22 protein-coding genes and 1 pseudogene are annotated in these 21,793 nt (G+C 64.6%); 9 read left to right on the top strand and 14 right to left on the bottom strand.

Going from position 1 to position 21,793, the window contains the following annotated elements; translation table 11 throughout:
• Positions 1–76: 76 nt before the first annotated feature.
• Positions 77–1,408 carry an MFS transporter gene (locus tag ACVJ5M_RS38470; RefSeq protein WP_063985201.1) on the bottom strand — a complete coding sequence of 444 codons (1,332 nt, stop codon included), beginning with the start codon at positions 1,406–1,408 and terminating at the stop codon, positions 77–79.
• A gap of 80 nt (positions 1,409–1,488) precedes the next feature.
• On the opposite strand from ACVJ5M_RS38470, the gene ACVJ5M_RS38475 reads away from it, so the two are divergent.
• Entirely contained in the window at positions 1,489–1,917 is a 429-nt protein-coding gene (locus ACVJ5M_RS38475; protein WP_063985202.1) for a ribosomal maturation YjgA family protein, read from the top strand.
• 124 nt (positions 1,918–2,041) lie between these two features.
• On the opposite strand, the gene ACVJ5M_RS38480 is transcribed toward ACVJ5M_RS38475, so the two are convergent.
• The 3 genes from ACVJ5M_RS38480 to ACVJ5M_RS38490 form a co-directional block, all read right to left on the bottom strand.
• A complete protein-coding gene (locus ACVJ5M_RS38480; RefSeq protein WP_063985203.1) occupies positions 2,042–3,205 on the bottom strand; it encodes a winged helix-turn-helix domain-containing protein in 1,164 nt (387 codons plus the stop codon).
• 233 nt (positions 3,206–3,438) lie between these two features.
• The gene (locus tag ACVJ5M_RS38485; protein WP_063985204.1) at positions 3,439–3,684 is read right to left on the bottom strand and encodes a hypothetical protein; all 246 of its coding nucleotides are present in this window, start codon (positions 3,682–3,684) and stop codon (positions 3,439–3,441) included.
• Positions 3,685–3,935: 251 nt separating this feature from the next.
• Positions 3,936–5,348: a caspase family protein gene (locus ACVJ5M_RS38490; RefSeq protein WP_063986640.1), complete on the bottom strand. Its 1,413-nt coding sequence runs from the start codon at positions 5,346–5,348 to the stop codon at positions 3,936–3,938.
• A 461-nt stretch (positions 5,349–5,809) separates the two neighbouring features.
• On the opposite strand from ACVJ5M_RS38490, the gene ACVJ5M_RS38495 reads away from it, so the two are divergent.
• A complete protein-coding gene (locus tag ACVJ5M_RS38495; protein ID WP_063985205.1) occupies positions 5,810–6,451 on the top strand; it encodes an OmpA family protein in 642 nt (213 codons plus the stop codon).
• Between the two features lie 85 nt (positions 6,452–6,536).
• On the opposite strand, the gene ACVJ5M_RS38500 is transcribed toward ACVJ5M_RS38495, so the two are convergent.
• Positions 6,537–7,967 (bottom strand): phospholipid carrier-dependent glycosyltransferase, encoded by a 1,431-nt coding sequence (locus ACVJ5M_RS38500; RefSeq protein WP_187387798.1) that lies wholly within the window; start codon positions 7,965–7,967, stop codon positions 6,537–6,539.
• Between the two features lie 51 nt (positions 7,968–8,018).
• Between ACVJ5M_RS38500 and ACVJ5M_RS38505 the strand changes: the two genes are divergently transcribed.
• Entirely contained in the window at positions 8,019–8,720 is a 702-nt protein-coding gene (locus ACVJ5M_RS38505; RefSeq protein ID WP_063985207.1) for a FecR family protein, read from the top strand.
• Positions 8,721–8,722: 2 nt separating this feature from the next.
• Positions 8,723–9,880: a hypothetical protein gene (locus ACVJ5M_RS38510; protein WP_354099733.1), complete on the top strand. Its 1,158-nt coding sequence runs from the start codon at positions 8,723–8,725 to the stop codon at positions 9,878–9,880.
• Between the two features lie 155 nt (positions 9,881–10,035).
• On the opposite strand, the gene ACVJ5M_RS38515 is transcribed toward ACVJ5M_RS38510, so the two are convergent.
• From ACVJ5M_RS38515 to ACVJ5M_RS38525, 3 genes are all read right to left on the bottom strand, one after another.
• On the bottom strand, positions 10,036–10,524 hold the full coding sequence (locus tag ACVJ5M_RS38515; protein ID WP_063985208.1) for a VOC family protein: 489 nt from the start codon (positions 10,522–10,524) through the stop codon (positions 10,036–10,038).
• 43 nt (positions 10,525–10,567) lie between these two features.
• Positions 10,568–10,996, bottom strand: a complete 429-nt coding sequence (locus ACVJ5M_RS38520) for a VOC family protein (RefSeq protein ID WP_014497472.1) — start codon at positions 10,994–10,996, stop codon at positions 10,568–10,570.
• Between the two features lie 131 nt (positions 10,997–11,127).
• Positions 11,128–11,640: a cupin domain-containing protein gene (locus ACVJ5M_RS38525; RefSeq protein WP_028148584.1), complete on the bottom strand. Its 513-nt coding sequence runs from the start codon at positions 11,638–11,640 to the stop codon at positions 11,128–11,130.
• 128 nt (positions 11,641–11,768) lie between these two features.
• Between ACVJ5M_RS38525 and ACVJ5M_RS38530 the strand changes: the two are divergent.
• Positions 11,769–11,987: pseudogene (locus ACVJ5M_RS38530) on the top strand (CsbD family protein).
• Positions 11,988–12,151: 164 nt separating this feature from the next.
• On the opposite strand, the gene ACVJ5M_RS38535 reads toward ACVJ5M_RS38530, so the two are convergent.
• Positions 12,152–12,562 (bottom strand): FKBP-type peptidyl-prolyl cis-trans isomerase, encoded by a 411-nt coding sequence (locus tag ACVJ5M_RS38535; protein ID WP_234678579.1) that lies wholly within the window; start codon positions 12,560–12,562, stop codon positions 12,152–12,154.
• Between ACVJ5M_RS38535 and ACVJ5M_RS38540 the strand changes: the two genes are divergently transcribed.
• Complete coding sequence (locus ACVJ5M_RS38540) at positions 12,498–12,650, top strand: hypothetical protein (RefSeq protein ID WP_224517873.1); 153 nt, start codon at positions 12,498–12,500, stop codon at positions 12,648–12,650. The genes ACVJ5M_RS38535 and ACVJ5M_RS38540 overlap by 65 nt on opposite strands.
• Before the next feature lie 33 nt (positions 12,651–12,683).
• On the opposite strand, the gene ggt is transcribed toward ACVJ5M_RS38540, so the two are convergent.
• Positions 12,684–14,270, bottom strand: a complete 1,587-nt coding sequence (gene ggt / locus ACVJ5M_RS38545) for a gamma-glutamyltransferase (RefSeq protein WP_063985209.1) — start codon at positions 14,268–14,270, stop codon at positions 12,684–12,686.
• Positions 14,271–14,492: 222 nt separating this feature from the next.
• On the opposite strand from ggt, the gene trhO reads away from it, so the two are divergent.
• The gene (trhO, locus tag ACVJ5M_RS38550) at positions 14,493–15,260 is read left to right on the top strand and encodes an oxygen-dependent tRNA uridine(34) hydroxylase TrhO (protein WP_084795283.1); all 768 of its coding nucleotides are present in this window, start codon (positions 14,493–14,495) and stop codon (positions 15,258–15,260) included.
• Positions 15,250–15,468, top strand: coding sequence for a SlyX family protein (locus tag ACVJ5M_RS38555; RefSeq protein WP_063985210.1), 219 nt, complete (start codon positions 15,250–15,252; stop codon positions 15,466–15,468). The genes trhO and ACVJ5M_RS38555 overlap by 11 nt, the downstream gene beginning before the upstream one ends.
• A gap of 10 nt (positions 15,469–15,478) precedes the next feature.
• Here ACVJ5M_RS38555 and ACVJ5M_RS38560 read toward each other — a convergent pair whose 3' ends face one another.
• Positions 15,479–17,383, bottom strand: a complete 1,905-nt coding sequence (locus tag ACVJ5M_RS38560) for a diguanylate cyclase domain-containing protein (RefSeq protein ID WP_063985211.1) — start codon at positions 17,381–17,383, stop codon at positions 15,479–15,481.
• 188 nt (positions 17,384–17,571) lie between these two features.
• A complete protein-coding gene (locus ACVJ5M_RS38565) occupies positions 17,572–17,787 on the bottom strand; it encodes a hypothetical protein (protein WP_014497480.1) in 216 nt (71 codons plus the stop codon).
• A gap of 108 nt (positions 17,788–17,895) precedes the next feature.
• On the opposite strand from ACVJ5M_RS38565, the gene hemE reads away from it, so the two are divergent.
• Positions 17,896–18,930, top strand: coding sequence for a uroporphyrinogen decarboxylase (gene hemE, locus ACVJ5M_RS38570; RefSeq protein ID WP_063985212.1), 1,035 nt, complete (start codon positions 17,896–17,898; stop codon positions 18,928–18,930).
• Between the two features lie 201 nt (positions 18,931–19,131).
• Here hemE and hemC read toward each other — a convergent pair whose 3' ends face one another.
• Positions 19,132–20,112: a hydroxymethylbilane synthase gene (gene hemC, locus ACVJ5M_RS38575; RefSeq protein WP_084795284.1), complete on the bottom strand. Its 981-nt coding sequence runs from the start codon at positions 20,110–20,112 to the stop codon at positions 19,132–19,134.
• Positions 20,113–20,137: 25 nt separating this feature from the next.
• A complete protein-coding gene (locus tag ACVJ5M_RS38580; protein WP_063985214.1) occupies positions 20,138–21,763 on the bottom strand; it encodes a GMC family oxidoreductase in 1,626 nt (541 codons plus the stop codon).
• Between the last annotated feature and the right edge of the window lie 30 nt (positions 21,764–21,793).

Consider the following 21,793-nt stretch of genomic DNA (forward strand, 5'->3'; position numbering starts at 1 on the left):
CGGCCTGCAGGCTGTAGCTCGAGCGCTCCCGGATTTCGCTTCGCTCCATCCGGGCTACGCAGTGGTGGGTGCAGCTCTAACGCCCCTGCCCGGCGAACTCGTGCTTGCTCTCGTGGCCGCCGACAAACACTAGGATGCCGGCGATCAGGGGCAGGACGGCCAGCACCAGCAAGCCGGTCGAGGTCTGGCCGGTGGCTTCCTTGACCCAGCCGATCAGGTAGGGACCGCCGAAGCCGGCGAGGTTGCCGATCGAGTTGATCAGCGCGATGGCGCCGGCCGCCGCCGTGCCGGAGAGCCAGGCGGTCGGCAGGGTCCAGAACACGCCGAAGCAGCAGAACACGCCGATCGCCGCGACGGTGAGCACCACCATCGTCATGGTGGGATCGGTGAGATAGGAGGAGACGGCCAGCGCGACGGCGGTGAGCAGCAGCGGCGCGCCGACATGCATCACGCGCTCGCGCGTCGCATCGGAATGCCGCGCCCACAGGATCATGGCGATGGTGCCGAACAGATACGGGATCGCGGTGACGAAGCCGGTCTGGGCGTTGGTGAGGCCGAACGCCTTGACGATCTGCGGCAGCCAGAACTGCATGCCATAGAGCGCGCCGACGAAGCCGAAATAGACGAGGCTCAGCATGATCACCTTCGGCGACGACAGCGCCTCGCCGAGCGACAGATGCTTCACCGCCTGCTTGGCCGCGATTTCCGAATCGAGCCTGGACTTGAGCCAGGCCTTCTGATCGGCCGAGAGCCAGTCCGCCTTCTCCGGCCTGTCGGTGAGATAGAACCAGGTGACGATGCCCAGCAGCACCGAGGGGATGCCTTCGATGATGAACAACCACTGCCAGCCCTTCAGCCCCATCGCGCCGTCGAGCCCGAGCAGCAGGCCCGAGACCGGCGCGCCGATCACGGTGGAGACCGGGACAGCGATGGCGAAGGCGGCGAGGAAGCGGGCGCGATACTCGGCCGGGTACCAGTAGGTGAGATAGAGGATGATGCCGGGGAAGAAGCCGGCCTCGGCGACGCCGAGCAGGAAGCGCAGCACGTAGAAGCTCGTCACGCCGCTGACCAGCGCCATCAGCGCCGAGATGATGCCCCAGGTCACCATGATGCGGGCGATCCAGCGGCTCGCGCCGAATTTTTCCAGCGCCAGGTTGCTCGGCACCTCGAAAATGAAATAGCCGATGAAGAAGATGCCGGCGCCCCAGGAGAAGATCAGCGGCGTGAACTTCAGCTCCGCGTTCATGGTCAGCGCGGCGAAGCCGAGATTGACGCGGTCGAGATAGGAGAAGAAGTAGGCCAGCACCAGGAACGGAATCAGGCGCCAGGAGATGGCACGGATCGTCGAGGTCTCGATTTCCGACTTGGCTGAGCCGGCGGAACCGGCATAGGTCGTGGTCTGGCTCAAGGCTTCCCCCCGGGGTTGTTGCTCTTATGGGCTGATCCGGGGTTTTCAGCATCGCTGCGAAAGAGTCAATGGAGCAAGCAATGCACGGGGCGCAGCCGGATAAACCTGTTGCGCTGCGACGGAGGTCGCTGACCCGCGCCGCCCTTGCGCTGGTCGTGATCGCCTGCGGGCTGTCCTTGCGCTGGTACGGCTTTCCGCTTGGGCTTCCCGCCTTCGTGGTGAAATATGGCGGCTCGCTGCTATGGGCGACGATGGTGTTTCTGCTAGTCGGGGTTTTGCTGCCGGGGATGTCGCGGAGCCGACTTGCAGCCATCGCCGTGGCGATCGCGATCGCCGTCGAGTTCTCCCGGCTGGTGCATGCGCCCTGGCTCGATGCGTTTCGGCTCACCACCGCGGGCGCGCTGCTGTTAGGACGGATCTTCTCGCTGTGGAATCTGGTGGCCTATGCGGTCGGGATTGCGTTCGGCGTTTGGATTGATGGTCTTGTAGGGTGGGCAAAGGCGCGTTAGCGCCGTGCCCACCGTTCTCCTTCGCGGACCACGATGGTGGGCACGCTTCCGCCTTCGCTCTTCGAGCTACGGCGGACAAGTCGCTTTGCCCACCCTACGGGACCGACGCCGTGGCGAGCGCCCCTCACTCTGTCAATTGAAACCGCTCGAAGCGATCGAGCTCCTCCTCGATCACGCGCTTCAGCTCCTTGCGCCCCGCCGTCTTCTTCCCCTGCCCGACCCAGGTCCATTTCTGCATCAACAGCTTCTTCGCCTGACGGTCGGTCTTGAGGTCAAGCGCCGCGACGATCTCATCGCCCACCAGCACGGGCAACGCGAAATAGCCGAGCTTGCGCTTGGCCTTCGGCACATAGGCTTCGAACAGGTGGTTGTAGCCGAAGAACAGATTGGTGCGCTTGCGCTGGATGATCAGGGGATCGAACGGCGAGAGGATGTGAACGAGATCGGGCGAAGCGCCCTCACCCGGCTCCAGCGCCGCAGGCGCGGCCCAATGCTCCTGCTTGCCGGCGCCCTCGATCGCAACGGGCACGAGCTCACCGCGGCGGATGCGTGAGGCGACCAGCTGAGCGATCGCCTTCTTGCTCGGCGCATCGAGGTGGCAGATCGAATCCAGACTGACCAAGCCCTGCGACCGCAGCGCGCGGTCGAGCAGATAGGCCGTGATGTCTCTCGCCGACGCCGGCTTCGGCAGCTTGTCCCAGCCGAAGTGCCGCGTCATCAGCTCATAGGTCTTGAGCATGCCCTGGCGCGCGCTGACGGTCGCGACGCCGGTGTAGAAGGCGAGCTGCAAAGCCCGCTTCGAGGGCTTTCGGCTCTGCCAGAGATGCTCCTTCTCGGTGAGCACGTCGTCCTCGATGTCGCGGATCGTCAGCGGACCGGCGCGCAGGAGCCGCATCACCTTGCGCGTATCGGCCGGCTTGACCGAGGCGTACCATTTGTGCCCCTCGCGCCGGTGCTCGCGCATCGCCGGCAGGAAGAAGCGAAAATCGTTCGCCGGCACATAGGACAGCGCATGGGTCCAGTATTCGAACACGCTCCTGTCGACGCTCTGGGCCTGGCGCAGATCGGCACGCCGGTAGGACGGAATGCGGCTGAACAGGATGTGGTGGTGGCTGCGCTCGATGACGTTGATGGTGTCGATCTGCACATAACCGAGATGGTCGATCGCATCCGCCACCGCGCGCGCGCCCTCCCCGAACGGCGCGCGCTCGTCCAGCCGCTGGGCATGCAGCCAGATCTGCCGGGCCTGTGTCGTGGGGATCGGAAAGGGTTTGGGCGCGCGTGACATTGCAGGAGGCAATGTAGCCGGATTCGCGCCAGGAAAAAGAGAGACGCCAAAGAAGCTTTCTCAAGAAAAAGCCGCGCTGCCAACTGCTGACAGCGCGGCCGAACCGTGCGCGCCTCGCGCCTCACTTCATCGACATGGCCTTCTGCGCCTTCATGTAATGCGTGCAGGCGCTCTTCATCTTGCCGTTGCTCATAACGGTGTTGGCCATGGCTGCGCTGCGAGGGTGAAAGGCCTCAATTGCCGTTCTTTTGCACCTTGGGCCGGTCACCGAGGCTGCCGGTGGCAACGTCAGGCTCGCAGGACGCTTTGCCACGCACCTCCGCCTGGCAGCGATAGACGCTGCCGGTGAGGCGGTCGACCAGCCACATGTTCTCGTCGTTCGGACCGTCGAGGCCGACATAACGGCTGCTCAGCCCGGTGATCAGCGTGGACAGCAGGATCGCCACCGCGATCATCGCCGCACCGACATAGATGGGCATTGAGCTCAGAAAGACTGTCCGATCCGGCGGCCCGCCACGATAGAACTGGTAATCACTCGGCCTGGGCACTGGACTGAACTCGGCTCCGTTCCTCGGCGGTTATTGGACGCGGAGTCCTGCTAGGCGCCCAACTGGCCGAATTCTTGTTCGCACGCAGGCCATCACGCGACGGCTTTGCGACGATCGGTGAGCAAGGGTTTCCGGAACAAATTGGCGGCCCGAGCCGGGCCGCCTGTTGCTTGCCTGCCGGCTCAGCGGCGGCCGAACAACCCGCCCATCATACCGCCGAACAGACCGCCGGGGCCGCCTGGCGGACCGGCACCGCCACCGCCGTAATGGCGCCGGCCGCCACCGCCGGAGGACCGGCGACGCGCCGGCTCGTCGTCTGCCTGTTCGGAGGAGGCCGCGCGGGTCGAGACAATCTCCGACAGCAGGGCCTTGTGCTGGAGCTTGTTAAGGTAACCAGTCGCAGGATAGACACGGGCAGCCTGCCACCGCCTCATCACGGAACGGGTCTCATCATCGAACTTGCCCGTCGCCTTGACGTCGAAGCCGAGCCCGGTGAGGCGGCGCTGCACGTCGCGGCGCTGGTTCTTGTCCAGGCCGATCTGGTCTTCAGACACCTGGTTGGCTTCTTCCGTAAAGGTCGCGGGATCGATCCCGGCCGAGAGGTTGCGGGTGGTGATGGATGGACCATCCTGCAACGCCGCGATGCGGGCGAGCGCGATCGATTTGAACGTGCCGTTGGGATAGCTGGTGAGATAGGCGTTGAGCTCCTCGACCTTGTTGGAGTCCCTGATCGAGCGCCAGAACTCGAGCTCGACGTCGGAGCCTTGCTTGCTCGCGGCCAACACCGGTGCGTTCGACGGATCGGTCGTGGCCGCAGCCGGCACGCCGACCGGATTGAGATAGACGTTGCCCGTGAGGTTGGTGTGCCCCCAGGGCAATTGCCCCTTGCTGGTCTCGTCACTGACCTGGGCACGGACCTTGGTCATCGCCTGCTGGATCTCGATCCCGGGCTGGGCAATGTTGGCGACGAGCGCGCGGGTGAACGGGCTGTTGGTGCCGGCTTCGCCGTCGAGCGCGGTCTGGCCGGGGCCGGTGGCAAAGGCAATCAGCGTACCCTCGCCCGACTTCATCTCGGCAAGACCGGTCTGGACGTTGACGGAGCGGGTGGCCTTGGCCGAGCGGATCTTTGCCGCGAACGGATTGTCGCGGCAGGCGTCCAGGAACACGAGCTTCACCTTCGCGTCAGACATGGTCTGATCGAGCGTGAGGTCGACATTGATCGCCGCGCCCAGCTTGACGTCCATCTCGGATTTCAGGTCTGCGTCGACCGGCAACAGGTAGTTGACGCCGTTCACGGCAATCCCGTGGCCGGCATAGAAGAACACAGCGACGTCGGCGCCTTCGCTCTTCTTGCCGAACTCCAGAAGCTTCGCGGTCATGGCATCGCGGGTGAGGTTGGCGCCCTCGACGACGTCGAAGCCGACATTGCGCAGCACCCTGGCCATCGCCTTGGAATCGATCGCGGGGTTGGGAAGCTGCGGGACATTCTTGTAGGCGGCGTTGCCGACCACGAAGGCGACGCGCTTGTCCGCGAAGGCCGCGTTGCCGCTGACGAGAAATACTGCGATTGAAATTGCTGCGATCAAGAAGCGCATGATCATTCTCCCCTGATCCAAACTTCCTCGCTGCTCTCGGTTCGGCCTGAGCCGATCCGATGAGAGCAATCTGATCCAGTTCACAACGACGCACTGTGATCTGGATCACTCGGGGATTTCTGCTGCTCGAACCGAGCTGAGAGTCGCTGCGACGGTCGCTTTTCGGGCTGCTGACGCAGCGGGCAATACGGCTGGTGACGAACAATGGCCGAAAGATTGTACCTGCTCGGGCTGCGAGTCCAGCCGGTTCAGCTGTCGATGCCGAATGAGACGGCGGTTCTTCCCGGTGGCAGGGCACCGCCGCTGGCCCGACATGCCATGGATGCCGATCGGCGCCGGCGCTAGGATGCACGGGTCATTTCGGTCGTCTGGAATGTGACCCGCATCACATCGAGGCTGTTGAACCTTCCCTACGCTCGCAACATCAAATCGCCATCAGGCGTAACAGCGAGGATGCGACAATGACCCGTTTTGATAAGTTTTTTGGATTGAAGGCGATTACCCTCACGGCCGCGCTGTCGATGACGGCCGGCCTGGCTTTCGCCGGGGATAACGTCTCTGCTAACCAGATTCTGGATGCGCTGAAGCCGAAGCCGGCAACCCGCGGCCTGTCCGTCGGTCCGCAGGCCGATCCGACCGCGCAGGCCAAGGAAGCGACGTTCCTGAACACGGTGCGCAACCGCTCGACCCGGTCGCTCTCGATGGGCGAGCGCGAGCAGATCGCCGAGCTCGCCGCCACCAAGCCGAAGATCGATCTGGAGATCCAGTTCGACTACAACTCGGCCGACATCGCCAAGACGTCGGTGCCGTCGGTGCAGGCGCTCGGCAAGGCGCTGTCCGATCCGTCGCTGAAGGGCTCGACCTTCGTGGTCGCCGGCCACACCGATGCGATCGGCGGCGAGGAGTACAATCAAGGCCTCTCCGAACGGCGCGCCGACACCATCAAGAAGTACCTGGTGCAGAACTATGGTCTCAACGGCACAGAGCTCGTCACCGTCGGCTATGGCAAGACCAAGCTGAAGGACACCGCCAACGGCGCCGACCCGATCAACCGCCGCGTCCAGGTCGTCAACATGGAAGCCAAGACGACGGCGTCCAAGTAGATTGTCCAAGTAAACTGTCCAAGTGAACTTCAAATCATCGCCGCGTGAAATACGCCGCCTGCCCCGATCGTGACAGGCGGCGATTTCATATCCAGCTCTGGAACAGCATCAACCGGTTGAACGTCTGCATGGACGTGCCGATGAAGGCCGCCGAGATCGGCAGCATCACCGCAAAGCCGATCGCCGCGACCCCGACATAGGCCCACAGCAGCCAGCGCGGCAGCCCCTCTCGTCGCAGCACATAGACCAGCGCAAGCGACGCCACGGTTGCGGCCGGCAGATAATAGTAGAGGAAGCCGAGCGTGCGCGGCAGCAAGGCCCAGGCGAGCCAGGAGCCGAAATAGAACGTCGCGATCAGGAACGCATCCCAGCGGCGAGCGACGATGAAGTCGCGCAACACGACGGCGAGCGCGAGCAGCGCCGGCCACGCGACCAGCGGATTGCCGAGGAAGACGATCGCGGAGACATTGTTCTCCGAGGTCTTGTCGAATAGGAACCACACCGGGCGCGCGAGCAGCGGCCAGGATGGCCACGCGCTCATATAGGTATGGCCGGCGATCGCGGTCGTGGTGTTGTCGGCGAATATCCGGCGCTGCGCCTCGATCAGATCCGGCAGCGACGCTCCGTAGAGCGGCACGAAAGCGGCAAGATATGTCAGCGCCGGCAGCACGGCGAAACAGAGCGCGACATGCTGCACCCGAAAACCGGGCCAGAGATCGGGCCGATACCAGTCGCTCGGCTTCGCGTCGGCAAACAGTGTGTGCCAGCCCTGCATCAGGCGGATCACCGCAACCATCACGATGCAGATGCCGAGCGGAAACAGGCCGCTCCATTTGCAAGTCGCGGCGAGGCCAAACAAGGCGCCAGCGAGCGCGAACAACGCATGCGGGCGCTCTCTTCGAAAGCCGTGCATGAAGGCGGCAATCGCGAGCAGGCCGAATCCGAGCGCGTAAATGTCCAGCATGGCGATGCGCGCCTGCACGTAAAGCATCTGGTTGAAGCCCGCGATCGCCGCGGCGGCGATCGCGGGCCCTTGCGCGGAGAACAGCGCGAGCCCGCACAGATAGATCGCGACGATCGCGAGCGCACCGAACAAGGTCGACGGATAGCGCCAGCCCAGCGCATTGTCGCCGAAGGCGGCGATCGATGCCGCCATCAGCTCCTTGGCCAGCGGCGGATGCATCGGATTGAGCATCGGTTGCGACATCGTGGGTGTCAGCATCTGCCGTGCCGCCGGCACGTAATGCACCTCGTCGAAGACGAACTTCTCCGGCGCCGTCAGGCCGATCAGCAGCGCGAGATGCGCGACCAGGAAAATCGCGACAGCGATCACTGCGCTCTGCGACACCTTCGGAACCGAGGGCAATTCGAACGGCTGCTGTGGGGCTATTTTGCGTGGCAAATCTGCTTCACCGCGGAGAAAAACAAAGACGGCACTTTTCATTGAACGCATTCTGCCGCAACTGTCACTAAGCATAACGCACGTCCAGCGCCGCTTGTGATAATTTCGCCACATCAGAAGCGCGCGCGATCCGGTACGATCAGGGACATATCGATCGGTTGCGAAATGAATTTGCGTTTCTGGCTTTTCCCCACTCTGTTGTCGGCACTCGTCTGCGCGGCGCCTTGCGCGCAGGCACAGACGCGCGTCGGCGAAGCCGTCGTGATCCAGAACGACGTGGTGCGCGTGGCCACGACCACGACGCCGATCAGTGTCGGCGACAGCATGCTGCGCGACGAGACTGTGCGCACCGGCGCCGATAGCGCTGCGCGCTTCGTCATGGCCGACAGCACCAATCTGTCGCTCGGCCCTAGCGCCACGCTGAAGCTCGACCGCACCGTCTTCAACGACGAGCACAGCTATCGCGACGTCGCGATCCGCATGACCACAGGCGCATTCCGTTTCGTCACCGGACATTCGGAAAAGACCGCCTACAAGATCACGACACCGCTCGCGACCATCGGCGTGCGCGGCACCACGCTCGACATCCTCTCCCAGCGCGGCCGCTCCGTCGTCGTGCTCCAGGACGGAGCCGCCAGCGTCTGCACGACGAGCTCCCAGTGCGTGCAGCTCACCCAGCCCGGCGACACTGCAATCATCACCTCGGCCGGCGGCAAGGTTAGCATCACCAAGACCAACACGCCGCCCTGGACCTTTGCCGCCAACTGCGCCGCAAGCGCCGGGCTGTGCTCGGTCAACCAGTATGCGGACGCCTCGCCGACCATCACGCCTGCCGTCCACGACGACGGCATGCTGTGCGGGCGGTGATGATGGCGAAACTCGACGTCAAGCGCTTCGTCCTCGCCGCCGCGCTGACCGCAACCGCTGCGTTTGCGTTCTTCGCGTTCAATGCGCGACCGGCGGCAGCGCAGGCGTCTTGCGAGTCCGGATGCGGTGGGCCGACGCCCTCTCCGTCGCCGACCTATTCACCGTCGCCGTCGCCGACACCCACACCGACCCCCTCCCCTTCGCCAAGCCCCTATCCGTCGTCCTCGCCGAGCCCGTATCCACCGCCTCCACCTTCGGGCCCGACCGGCGCGGACTCCAGCGGCAATTCGATCGGCGGCCTCGCCAACCAGCGCTTCAACCAGATGATCACCAACCGGGTGCTCGGCACGGTGCTGCTCGGCGTCAACGAGCAGGTCAATTGCAGCGACTGCATCAGCGCATTCGGCTCCGCCGGCTCGTTCTCGGCCGGCATCCACGGCCGCAAGGAGCTCACCAACAACCTGTCGCTGCTCGCCGGCATCGCCTACACGCAATACAGCGAGGGCGGCTACAATATCACCAGCGCGCCGATCGGCGCCTTCGCTCTGCGCTATGACTTCACCGACTGGGGCTCGTCGCGCCCGTTCTTCGACGTCGGCACCATCCTGACGCCGTGGGAGAAGGCGCGCTACACCCGCAACTACAACGCCAGCCTCGGGCCGGTGAGCGTCACGGGCTCGACCAACGCGTCGAACTACGCCGTCTATGGCCGTGCCGGCTGGATGAGCCGCGTGTCCCCGCGCGACGAATTCGCGGCCTCGATCGAAGTCTGGCAGCTCTGGCAGCGCGTCTCCGGCTATTCGGACAGCGCCGTGGCGTTCAATCCGTTCGACGCCTCCATTGCGACCGGCACCGACCGCACCAGCCTGGTCAAGATCGGCGGCCAGTGGACGCACCTCTTCGGCAGCAACATCGAGGCCAATGTCAATGGCGGCTGGGTGCAGTCCTTCGCCAGCCATGGCGGCATCGTCGCCACCGTGACCGGCGACGGCCTGGTGGTGCCGACGATGGGCAACCAGGGTTGGTTCGAATATGGCGGCCGCCTCGGCTTCCGCGTGCAGAAGGGCTGGATCGTGGACCTGTTCGCCAACGGCACGCTGGGCCCGCAGCCGGTGGGGAACACCATCCATGGCGGCGTGGGGCTAAGGATCAATTACTAGGGCGGGATCTCGCCCCAAATTCCGCTGTCATGCCCCGGCTTGACCGGGGCATCCAGTACGCCGCGGCCTATCGATTGACCACTAGCGTCTCGGAGTACTGGATCGCCCGATCAAGTCGGGCGATGACAGTCAATATGTGGCCAGAGCATGCCACGTCACGCTGCCGACTTGCCCTCGAACGCCCGCCGGAGCACTTCCACATCGAGCTTCACCATCGTCATCATGGCTTGCATCGCGCGCGCAGCCGCGGCCTTGTCGGGGCTCGACAGGAATTCGAACATCACCTTCGGCACCACCTGCCAGGATACGCCCCAGCGATCGCTGATCCAGCCGCACTGCTGCTCCTTGCCGCCATGAGCAAGGAACGCGCTCCAGACGCTGTCGACCTGAGCCTGGTCGTCGCAATGGATCATCAGGGAGATTGCGTGGGTATATTCCACCTTCATGCCGCCGTTGAGCGCGACCAGGGGCTGCCCGGCCACCGTGAACTCGACGACGAGCACGGAGCCGGTCTTGCCGGACGGGCCGTCCGAAACGTTGCGCTGGACGTGCGTGATTTCCGAGTTCGGAACGAGCGACACGTAGAACTTCGCGGCTTCCTCGGCATCGCCGTTGAACCACATGCAGGGCACGAGCTTGGACATCGTGAATGCTCCTCTTGAGATGGTCGATGTTCGTTGGCTTCGGTCAGGCGTTCGCCATGTCGGACTGCGCGGCGAAGGCTGCCATGTCCATCCAGTTCACGCCCCACATATGACCGTCCGGATCCTCGAAGCTGCGGCCGTACATAAAGCTGTATTCGTCCTTCGGGCTTGGATCGGCCACACCGCCCGCGGCCTCGGCCTTGCCGACGACGTCATCGACCTCGTCGCGGCTGTCGGCCGACAGGCAGAGCAGCACCTGGTTCGAGGTCTTGGCATCCGCGATCGGCTTCGGCGTGAACTTGCGGAATTTGTCGTGGGTCAGGAGCATGGCGAAGATGGTCTCGGAGAAGACCATGCAGCTCGCCGTCTCGTCGCTGAATTGCGGGTTCCTGACCGCTCCGACCGCCTCGTAAAAGGCCGTCGCGCGCTTGAGGTCGGTCACCGGCAGATTGACGAAGATCATTTTGGGCATCGGAGGCTCCTTGGGCGGGGTTCTGCCCAAGGACGGATGGCCCGACGGCCATCCGACACGGCTTCCGAATATTTTTTGAAGGCTGTGCCCTGCGTGGTTCTGTCGCACAGAACCAGCAGGCTTTCAGGCCCTTACTTCTTCTCGTTGGGATCCCGGTGCACGGGGTCGATCCACAGCACGGTCTCGGGCTTCTCGACCGGCTCGATGTCGAGGTTGATCGCGACCGCCTCGCCGTCGCTGCGCACCAGCACGCATTCCAGCACCTCGTCCCGGCTGGCGTTGATCTCCTGATGCGGCACGTAAGGCGGGACGAAGATGAAATCGCCGGGGCCGGCCTCCGCCGTGAATTGCAAGCTCTCGCCCCAGCGCATCCGCGCCTTGCCCTTCACCACGTAGATGACGCTTTCGAGATGGCCGTGGTGATGCGCACCGGTCTTGGCGTCCGGCTTGATGCTGACCGTGCCCGCCCACAATTTCTGCGCGCCGACGCGTGCGAAATTGATCGCGGCCGCGCGGTCCATGCCCGCCGTCGACGGCACGTTGGTATCGAGCTGATTGCCGGGAATGACGCGCACACCGTCATGTTTCCAGCGATCGTCATGATCGTGGTCATGGTGGGAATGCGTGTGGTCATGGCCGGTCATGGGACTTGCTTTCTGTTGGTTCCGTGCGCGGCAAGCTAACCAAAGCGGGCCTATCAAGCCATACCCAAAATCGGAACTCTCGTAGTCGGCAGGCGTTGTTTTCGCGAGCCAACTGGAAGGAGAGTTTCATGGGTAGCACGAGCGACAAGATCAAGGGCACCGCCAACGAGGCCATTGGCAAAGCCAAGTAGGGCATCGGTGAAGCCACCGGTTCCGATCGCCTGAAGGGCGAAGGCGTGGTCCAGGAAGTGAAGGGCAAGGGCCAGCAGGCCATGGGCGACGCCAAGGACGCCGCGAAGGAAGCAATCGATCGCGCCGCAGCCGCGGCAAAGCGCGCGGCGGAGTGACGCGCGTCAATCTGAAAGCGAAAAGACCGGCCGCGAGGCCGGTCTTTTTGTTTTGCGCTGATCTCTATCCGTCATGGCCGGGCCTGTCCCGGCCATCCACGTCTTGGCTGCACGAAGGAAAGAACGTGGATGCCCGGGACAAGCCCGGGCATGACGAAGCAGGCTCACTTCACCGCGAGCAATTCCACGTCGAACATCAAAGTCGCGTTCGGCGGGATCACGCCGCCGGCGCCGCGGGCGCCGTAGCCGAGTTGCGGCGGGATGATCAGCGTACGCTTGCCGCCGACCTTCATCGTGGCAACGCCCTCGTCCCAGCCGGCGATGACGCGGCCCTTGCCGATCGGAAACTCGAACGGCTCGTTCCGGTCGACCGACGAGTCGAATTTCTTACCCTTCTGGCCGTTCTCGTAGAGCCAGCCGGTGTAGTGCATCACGCAGATCTGGCCGGGTTTCGGCGAGGCACCGGTGCCGACGACGCTATCAATGGTCTGCAAGCCTGAAGCTGTTGTCATGGGTTTTCCTGCGGTCTGGGCCGAGGCCGTGGTGGAAACGAATGTCGACACGCTGCCGATCACGGTGATCGCGAGTGCCGACATGATGGCGAGGAGCGCGCGCTGGAAACGCTGCATAAGAGACCTTCCGTTTGAGGCGGAAGGTGTCTAGCGCAACGAAGCAATCGTTTCCAGCCCTCGGCCCTTAATAGCCCAGCGCGCAGCCGTCCTTGCGTGGATCGGAACCGCCGGTGAGCGTGCCCTTGTCCCAGTCGATCCAGATCGCCTGGGCGCCGCCGAGCGGGCCGACCACGCTGGTGGTCTTGTGGCCGAGCTTCTTCAGGCCTTCGACGATATCGGCAGGCACGCTGTCCTCGAGCTGGTACTGGCCCTCGTAGTGCAGACCGCGCGGCATGTCGATCGCCTCCTGCACGTCGCAGCCATAGTCGAGAATGTTGGTCACGACGTGGGTCTGGCCGACGGGCTGGTACTGTCCGCCCATCACCGCGAACGGCATCACGGAGCGGCCGCCCTTGGTGAGGAGGCTCGGCATGATCGTGTGCAGCGGGCGCTTGCCGCCGGCGATGCAATTGGGATGGCCGGGCTGGATGCGGAAGCCGCCGGCGCGGTTCTGGAACAGCACGCCGGTCTTGTTCGAGACGATCGCCGAGCCGAAGGAATGCGCGATCGAATTGATGAACGAGCAGACGTTGCGATCCTTGTCCACGACCGTGATGTAGATGGTCGAGGGATTCATCGGCGGCGCGACGTTCGGCAGGTCGAGCATGCCGTCCATGCGGATCTTGCTGATGTACTCGTCGGCAAAGCCCTTCGCGAGCATTTCGGCGACGTCGATCTTCATATGCTCAGGGTCGGCGACATGCATCTCGCGATTCATGTAGGCGATGCGCGCGGCTTCGGCTTCGAGATGGAAGCGCTCGATGCTGAGCGGCGCGTACTTGGTCAGGTCGAACCGCGACAGGATGTTGAGCATCAAGAGCGCGGTGACGCCCGGGCCGTTCGGCGGGCACTGCCAGACGTCGTAACCCTTGTAGTTGGTACCGATCGGCGTCGTCGTCTCGGTGGTGTGGGCGGCGAAATCGTCGAGCGTGTGCAGGCCGCCGATCTCCCTGAGGGTCTCGACCATGTCCTCCGCGATCGCGCCCTTGTAGAACGCGTCGCGGCCGTCCTTGGCGATCGCGCGCAGCGTCTTGCCGAGCTCGGCCTGGCGGATGATGTCGCCGGCGACCGGCGGCTTGCCGCCCGGCAACAGGTAACGCACGGTATTGGTGCCACCCTTCAGCTTCTCGAACTGGTTCTTCCAGTCGAAGGCGATGCGGGGGGCAACCACGTAACCTTCCTCGGCCGCCTTGATCGCGGGCTGCAGCAGGCGGTCGAAGCCGAACTTGCCGTGATCGCGCAGCACGGTCGCGAAGGCGTCGATCACGCCCGGGATCGAGACCGCATGCGCCGAGGTCAGCGGCACGGAATTGATCTTGCGCTCGAGATACCAGTCGGCGTTCGCCGCCTTCGGGGCCCGGCCGGAGCCGTTATAGGCGATGATCTTGCCCTCGCCGCGCGGCTGGATCAGCGCAAAGCAGTCGCCGCCGATGCCGGTCGATTGCGGTTCGATCACGCCGAGCAGCGCCGAACCCGCCACCGCCGCATCCACCGCCGTGCCGCCCTCGCGCAGCACCTCGATCGCGGCCAGGGAGGCCTGCGGATGCGAGGTCGCGACCATCGCGTTGGTGGCGTGGACGGTGGACCTGCCGGGGAAATGGAAGTTTCTCATCGAAGTTTTGCTCTCTCAGGGCTCTCTTGGGGGGCTCTCTTGGGCCGTCGGCGCGGAGGGCGCGCCGTCTCGGAAAAACCGGGCCTACATGACACATTCCGGCCCGTCGGGGCAATGCTGGCATACCAGCGAAATAGCTGCCATCCGCTGGGCGTATAGACCTTTTGCCGTCCGGGGCCATGCGGGTTTTCTGGGCGGCGGCCGCCTGCTAAACGAGCCGCCATGATCCACAAGGTCGCCGCCTTTTACCAATTCGCCGCCCTGCCCGATTACCGCGAGCTGCGCGAGCCGTTGCGCGCGTTCTGCGCAGGCCTCGCGCTCAAGGGCAGCGTGCTGCTCGCCCAGGAAGGTATCAACGGCACGATTGCGGGTGCGCCCGAGGCGATCGACGCCTTCGTCCACGAGCTCGCGCACGGCGCCCTGTTCGGCGGCCGGCTGAACAATCTCGAGCTGAAATTCTCGACCGCCGAGGCGATGCCGTTCGGCCGGCTCAAGGTGCGGCTGAAGAAGGAGATCGTCACGCTCGGCGACGAGGCCGCAGATCCGACGCGGCAGGTCGGCACGTACGTCGAGGCCGCCGAATGGAACGCGCTGATCGCAGCACCCGACACGCTGGTGCTCGACACGCGCAACGCCTTCGAGGTGGCGATGGGCACGTTCGAGGGTGCGGTCGATCCCGAGATCAAGAGCTTTGGCCAGTTCAAGGATTTTGCCGCCGAGCAGCTCGATCCGGCAAAGCACCGCAGGATCGCGATGTTCTGCACCGGCGGCATCCGCTGCGAGAAGGCGAGCGCGCATCTGCTCGCGCGCGGCTTTGCTGAGGTCTATCACCTCAAGGGCGGTATCCTCAAATATCTCGAAGAGGTGCCGGAGGCGCAGAGCCGCTGGCGCGGCGAATGTTTTGTATTCGACGAGCGCGTCGCACTCAGTCATGGCTTGCGCGAACGGGGCCTACGCGAACAGGAATTGGGGCACGACCGTGACGAGTGACATCAAGACGCTGGGCGAGCGCATCGACACGCTGGAGACGCGCATCGCCTATCAGGACGATACGATCGAGACGCTCAACCAGACGATCACCGCGCAATGGAAGCAGATCGACGCGCTGACGCGGAAGATCGCAGAGCTCGGCGAGCGACTTCAGGAAGCCGAGACGAATGCGCCGGGCCCCGCCAACGAGCCCCCGCCGCATTATTGAGGATGATGGGCTACAGCCCTGACGCCTTCGGCAGCAGGCTCGCCACCTCGACCGACATCATCAGGCGGTCGCGCCCACCCTGCTTCGCCGCATAGAGCGCCTGATCGGCAGCCTCGACGAGCGAGCCCACGCCGGCGGTGCGTTCCAGCGCGGGCCGGCAGGCCGCGCCGCCGAGCGAAGCGGTGACGCAGCCCGACGCGTGATTGGTGCTGTGGACGAGGCCCGCCTCGCGGATCGCCCGGCGGATCCGCTCGCCGATCCGCGCGCAGCCGGCGGCATCGGTGTTCGGCAGCAGCATGGCGAATTCCTCGCCGCCGTAGCGCGCAGCCAGATCTCCGGCGCGCTGCATCTCGGCCGCGATGACCTTCGCCACCACACGCAGACAGGCATCGCCTGCGGGGTGGCCGTATTCGTCGTTGTAGGCCTTGAAGTGATCGACGTCGATCATCAGCAAAGCGAGGCTGGAGCGGTCGCGATAGGCGCGCGCCCATTCCTCCTTCAACCGTTCGTCGAAGCGGCGGCGGTTGGCGAGCCCGGTGAGGCTGTCCTCGATCGCGAGTGTCTCGAGCCTGGTCTCCAGCTTCTTCTGCTCGGTGATGTCGCGCGAGATCGCGACCACCCCGTCGACGTTGCCGTTTTCCTTGCGCGTCACCCGCATGGTCGATTCGAGCCAGACTTCCGAGTTTTGCCGGTGCGCGTTGCGATAGGTGACGCGCGCCTCGTCCTTTTCGCCGCGCTTCATGGCATCGACGAGCGCCTGGACCTGCGGCCGATCATCCGCATGGATGCCGGCGAGCGCCGGCGTTCCGATCAGCTGATTGGGCCGCCAGCCGACGACGCGAACCGACGAGGGCGAGACATAGCGCAGCCGCTCGTCGAGCCCGATGCGGGTCACCATGTCGCTGGAGCCTTCCGCGAGCAGGCGGAAATGCGCCTCTTTCTCGACCAGGGCCGCGGCCATGCGCTGGCCCCGCTGCAACTGCCGCACCAGCACCGCGCCGATGACCGCGATCAGCACGACCAGCGCGAGCACGTAGAGCATGCGGGAGATCGCCGCGGCGCGCCAGGGCGCCAGCAGTTCGGCCTTGTCGACCATGGCAAGCAGGACGAGCGGATAACGGCCAGAGCGCTTGAAGAAGCTGACGCGCTCGGCGCCGTCCAGCGGCGACCTGAAATGGTATGCGCCGCCCGGCTGCTGCAGGCTCGCGTCGCGGAATAGCGGGGTGTCGGCGACGCTGCGGCCGACGAACCTGTCGTTGCTTGGATTGCGCGCGATGATCATGCCGTCGCCGTGCACGAGCGCCACGGAGCTGTTGCGGCCGAGCTCGAACTGCTCGTAGAAATGCGCGAGATAGTTCGCACTGATGGTCGCAAGCACGACACCGCCGAAGCTGCCGTCCTGCTTGTTGAAGCGGCGCGACAGGGTGACGACCCATTCGCCATCGAGCTGGCTCCGCACCGGATGGCCGACATGAGGCTCCCGTTTCGAGGACAGCTGGTGATGACGGAAGAAAGCGTCGTCGCTGAGGGTCGAGCCGATCGTGCCCGGCGAGGTCAGCCAGTTGCCCTGGTCGTCGATGATGGCGAGGCTGTGAATGCGCGCGATCGCCTTCTTGCGCGCCTCCAAGAGGTTCCTGAGCTTGGCGATCGTGGCGGGTTCGGCGCCGTCCATCTCCAGCCGGCTGACGACGCCGACGACGCCGGAATCCAGCAGGTCGAGGCTGTCCTCCGCATGCTGCGTCAGCGAGCGCGCAACATTCGCCATCTCGGTCTCGGCGCCCTTGAGCACGGCATCGCGCGCGGCCCATTCACGCCAGCCGCTGACGCCGAGGATGGTCGCACAAGTGAGCACGACGAACGCCGCCGCGCGCAACGGCAGGCGGCTCCATCCGGCTCTTTGTGAGGCGACGGTCATGCGGCAGAAATCTCCGATCGCCGGAACTTCCACCGCTTCTGTTATTGAACCCTGAAACGCTTGAGGACATTCGCAGCGTTATGCGGGTTTTCCCGTACTCCTACGGACTGGAGCGTCGTTGGATCGCTAACAATGCGTTAGCGACCCTATCGGAAACCGAGCGCCCCGGCGCTCGCTGAACGTCGGCCTTAGCTGAAGATCGACTTAACCTTGTCCCAGAGCGAGGGACTGTCGGCGTCCGCATCGGCCTTCGACGGTGTCGGCTGCGCAGCGCTGACCGGATCGGACGCAGGGAAACTGTCCTCCAGCCCGGCTTCAAGCTTGGTATGGCGATCGGCGGCCAGCGCCTTGCCAAGATCATCAGCGTGCTTGTCGTGCGGCGCGGGATTGAATGTCTCAGCCATGGAGTCCTCCTCGATTGGGAGGTCAACGCGGCGCATTTGCGCTGGTTCCACTGTTCCGCTCCGGCTTCCGGCAGTGTATCAGGAACCTCAATCTTGATAGGACCGTCCGTGCCCCAGTCTGCGACAAAGCCCTTCATCGACGTGCTCTCCGGCCAGCGCCAGGCTACCCCGCCCATGTGGATGATGCGGCAGGCCGGGCGTTATCTGCCGGAATATCGCGAGGTGCGGGCCAAGGCCGGCGGCTTCCTCGATCTCTGCTTCAACCCGGAGCTTGCCGCCGAAGTGACGCTGCAGCCGATCCGCAGGTTCGGCTTCGATGCAGCGATCATCTTCTCCGACATCCTCGTGATCCCCTATGCGCTCGGCCGTTCCGTGCGGTTCGAGGTTGGCGAGGGTCCTCGGCTGGAGCCGCTGGATGATCCCGCAAAAGTCGTGACGCTCGCCGCGCACGCCGACTTCAGCAAGCTCAAACCGGTGTTCGAAGCGCTCAGGCTCGTGCGCGGTGCGCTCGATCCCAAGACCGCACTGATCGGCTTCTGCGGAGCGCCGTGGACGGTGGCGACCTACATGGTCGCCGGCCAGGGCACGCCCGACCAGGCGCCGGCGCGGATGATGGCCTACCGGCATCCGGAGGCGTTTGCGACAATCATCGACGTGCTCGTGGAGAACTCGATCGCATATCTGCTGGCGCAACTCGCGGCCGGTGCCGATGCGTTGCAGATCTTCGACACCTGGGCCGGCGTGCTGCCGCCGGCCGAGTTCGCGCGCTGGTCGGTCGAGCCGACCCGGCGCATCGTAGAAGGCGTGCGCGCAAAAGTGCCCGATGCGAAGATCATCGGTTTTCCGCGCGGCGCTGGCGCGCAATTGCCGGGTTATGTCGAAGCGACCGGCGTGAATGCCGTCAGCATCGACTGGACTGCCGAGCCGGCCTTCATCCGCGAGCGCGTGCAGAGCCGCGTCGCCGTGCAGGGCAATCTCGATCCGCTGGTGCTGATCACGGGCGGCGCTGCGCTCGACCGCGCCGTGGACAACGTGCTGGCGAACTTTGCGCAAGGGCGCTTCATCTTCAATCTCGGTCACGGCATCCAGCCGGAAACGCCGATCGCCCATGTCGAGCAGATGCTGAAGCGCGTGCGGGGCTAATTTGTTGCGTCCCGGAGGGGAGCGGAAACAAAAACCGCGAAACAACCCCATGCACAGTAGAGAGACCACGCCCGATCAATGACTTAAAGGGCACTGAAATCAGATGCGCGGTCATCGCACTAGATTGCGCCGACGTTTGACACGTCGGGCAAAACAGGAGCAGGATGGCATCATCCCACCGATTGCGATTTCACAGGCCAGCTAGCGCGGCCGGCTGCGCTCGATGATCTCGGCGGCGCCCTTCGTCAGCAGATCCAGTCCCACCGCACGGCCGAGCTCGCGCGGGCGGTTGGCGGGGCCTGTGTGCGAGGCTTCGATGATGGTGTTGCCGGAGAGGTCGAGCACGGACGCCGTCAGCGACATCTGATCGCCTGCGATGGTCGAAAAACCCGCCACCGGCGAATTGCAATGGCCGTTGAGCACCCACAGCACCTCGCGCTCCGCATCGGCAGAAGCGTGCGCAGAGGGATCGTCGATCGATGACAGGATCTGCCGCGTCTGCCAGTCCTGCGCGGCGCATTCCACGGCGACGATGCCCTGGCCTGCCGCGGGCAGCATCTCCGCCGCGGTGAATTCATAGGCGATACGGTGAGAGAGGCCAACGCGGTCGAGGCCGGAACGCGCCATGATCAGCGCATCGGCGGGACCAACCGCGCCGCCATCCGGCAACTTCTGCTTCTCGCCATTGTCGAGTTTTCGCACGCGCGTGTCGGCGGCGCCGCGGAAGTGGATCACTTCGACATCGGGAAACAGCCGCCGCGCATAGGCGGCGCGGCGCACGGCGTTGGTGCCGATCTTGAAACCCTTACCGCGGGACTGGCGCAGCGCTTCCAGCGTCACGCCATCGCGCAGCACCAGTGCGTCACTCGGGGGATCGCGCGATAGCGTAGCGCCGATGACGAGGCCGGGCGTGTCCTCGTTGCCGGGCATGTCCTTCAGCGAATGCATAGCGGCCTGCAATTCGCCCGACAGGACCGCGGCGCGGATCTGCGCCACGAAGGCGCCGCCCTTGCCGCCATGCGGCAACAGCTTGCTGGTCTGGTCGAGATCGCCCGTGGTGTCGAACTTGACGATCTCGACGTCGAGATCGGGCATGGCGGCGGTCAGGCGGCGCGCAATCTCTTCCGTCTGCGCCAGCGCCATCGCGCTCTTGCGTGTGCCGATCTTCAGTCGCGTAGCCAAGTCGAATGTCCTTTCAGCGCAATGTTTATCGCGCATCCTCCAATATCATGTCGGAGGCCTTTTCGGCGATCATGATGATCGGCGCGTTGGTATTCCCCGACACGAGGTCCGGCATGATCGAACCGTCGACGATGCGAAGGCCTTCGAGCCCCCTCACCTTCAGCCGCTGGTCCACCACCGCCAGCGCGTCATTGCCCATACGACAGGTCGAGGTCGGATGGTAGATGGTGCTGCCGCGCTCGCGGCAATAATCCAGAATCTCGGCGTCCGTGGATACCTTCGCCCCGGGATCGTACTCGCTGACCACGAACGGCTTCAGCGCCGGCGCATTCAGGATCTTGCGCAGGATCTTCAGGCCTTCGACATTGGTGGTGCGGTCGGTCTCGGTGGACATGTAGTTGATGCGAATTTCCGGCGGCACGGTCGGGTCCGCGCTTTTGATGCGCAAGGAGCCGCGGCTTTCGGGCCGCAGCTGGCACACCGACGCCGTGAACCCGGAAAAATCATGCAGCTTCTCCCCCATCTTGTCGGTCGAGAACGGCAGGAAATGCACCTGGATGTCGGGCGAAGCAAGCCGCGGACTGGTCTTGAAGAAGGCGCCGGCCGTGCCGGCCGCGATGGTCAGCCAGCCCTTCCGGAACAGCGCATAGCGCGCACCGGCCAACGTGCGGCGGAACGGATTATTGACGGTGTCGTTGAGCGTGATCTTCTGCGAGCAGCGCATCACGACGCGGACCTGCATGTGGTCCTGGAGATCGTGGCCGACGCCCGGCGCGTCCAGCACGACATCGATGCCGTGCTTGCGCAAGAGATCGGCAGGGCCGACGCCGGAGAGCTGAAGGAGCTGCGGCGAGTTGTAGGCGCCGCTCGACAGCACGACCTCCTTGCGCGCGCGGGCCCGGCGCACGGTTGCGCCTTGCCGATATTCGACGCCGACCGCGCGGCGTCCCTCGAACAGCACGCGCTGGCCGAGCGCCTCGGTCTCGACCTTGAGATTGCTGCGCGTCTTCGCGGGTCCAAGATAGGCCACCGCCGTCGAGGCACGGCGGCCGTTGCGCGTCGTGGTCTGGAACAGGCCGACGCCCTCCTGCGTGGCGCCGTTGAAATCGGGATTGTAGGGCAGACCGGTCTGGACCGCGGCATCCATGAAGGCCTTCGACAGCGGATCGGTCACGACCATGTTGGACACCGGCAGCGGGCCGCCGCTGCCGTGATATTGATCGGCGCCACGCGCCTGGTTCTCGGCTTTCTTGAAATAGGGCAGCACGTCGTCATAGCCCCAGCCGGCATTGCCGTGCTGGCGCCAGCGATCGTAATCCTCGTGCTGGCCGCGGACATAAAGCAGGCCGTTGATCGAGCTCGATCCGCCCAGCGTCTTGCCGCGCGGCTGGAACACCTGGCGCCCCTTCAATTCGGGCTCCGGCTCGGTCTGATACATCCAGTTGACCGTCTTCTCCTTGAACAGTTTTCCGTAGCCGAGCGGCACGTGGATCCAGATGTTGGAATCCTTAGGTCCCGCCTCGAGCAGCAGCACGCTGTGCTTGCCGTTCGCCGACAGCCTGTTGGCGAGCACGCAGCCAGCGGAGCCGGCGCCGACGATGATGTAGTCGAACTCAGGATCGGACGGCGCGAGGGAGGAATTTGCGTTCATGCGCTACTGTTCTTCTTGTTGGTGGGCGTT

Source organism: Bradyrhizobium sp. S3.7.6 (assembly GCF_054061875.1).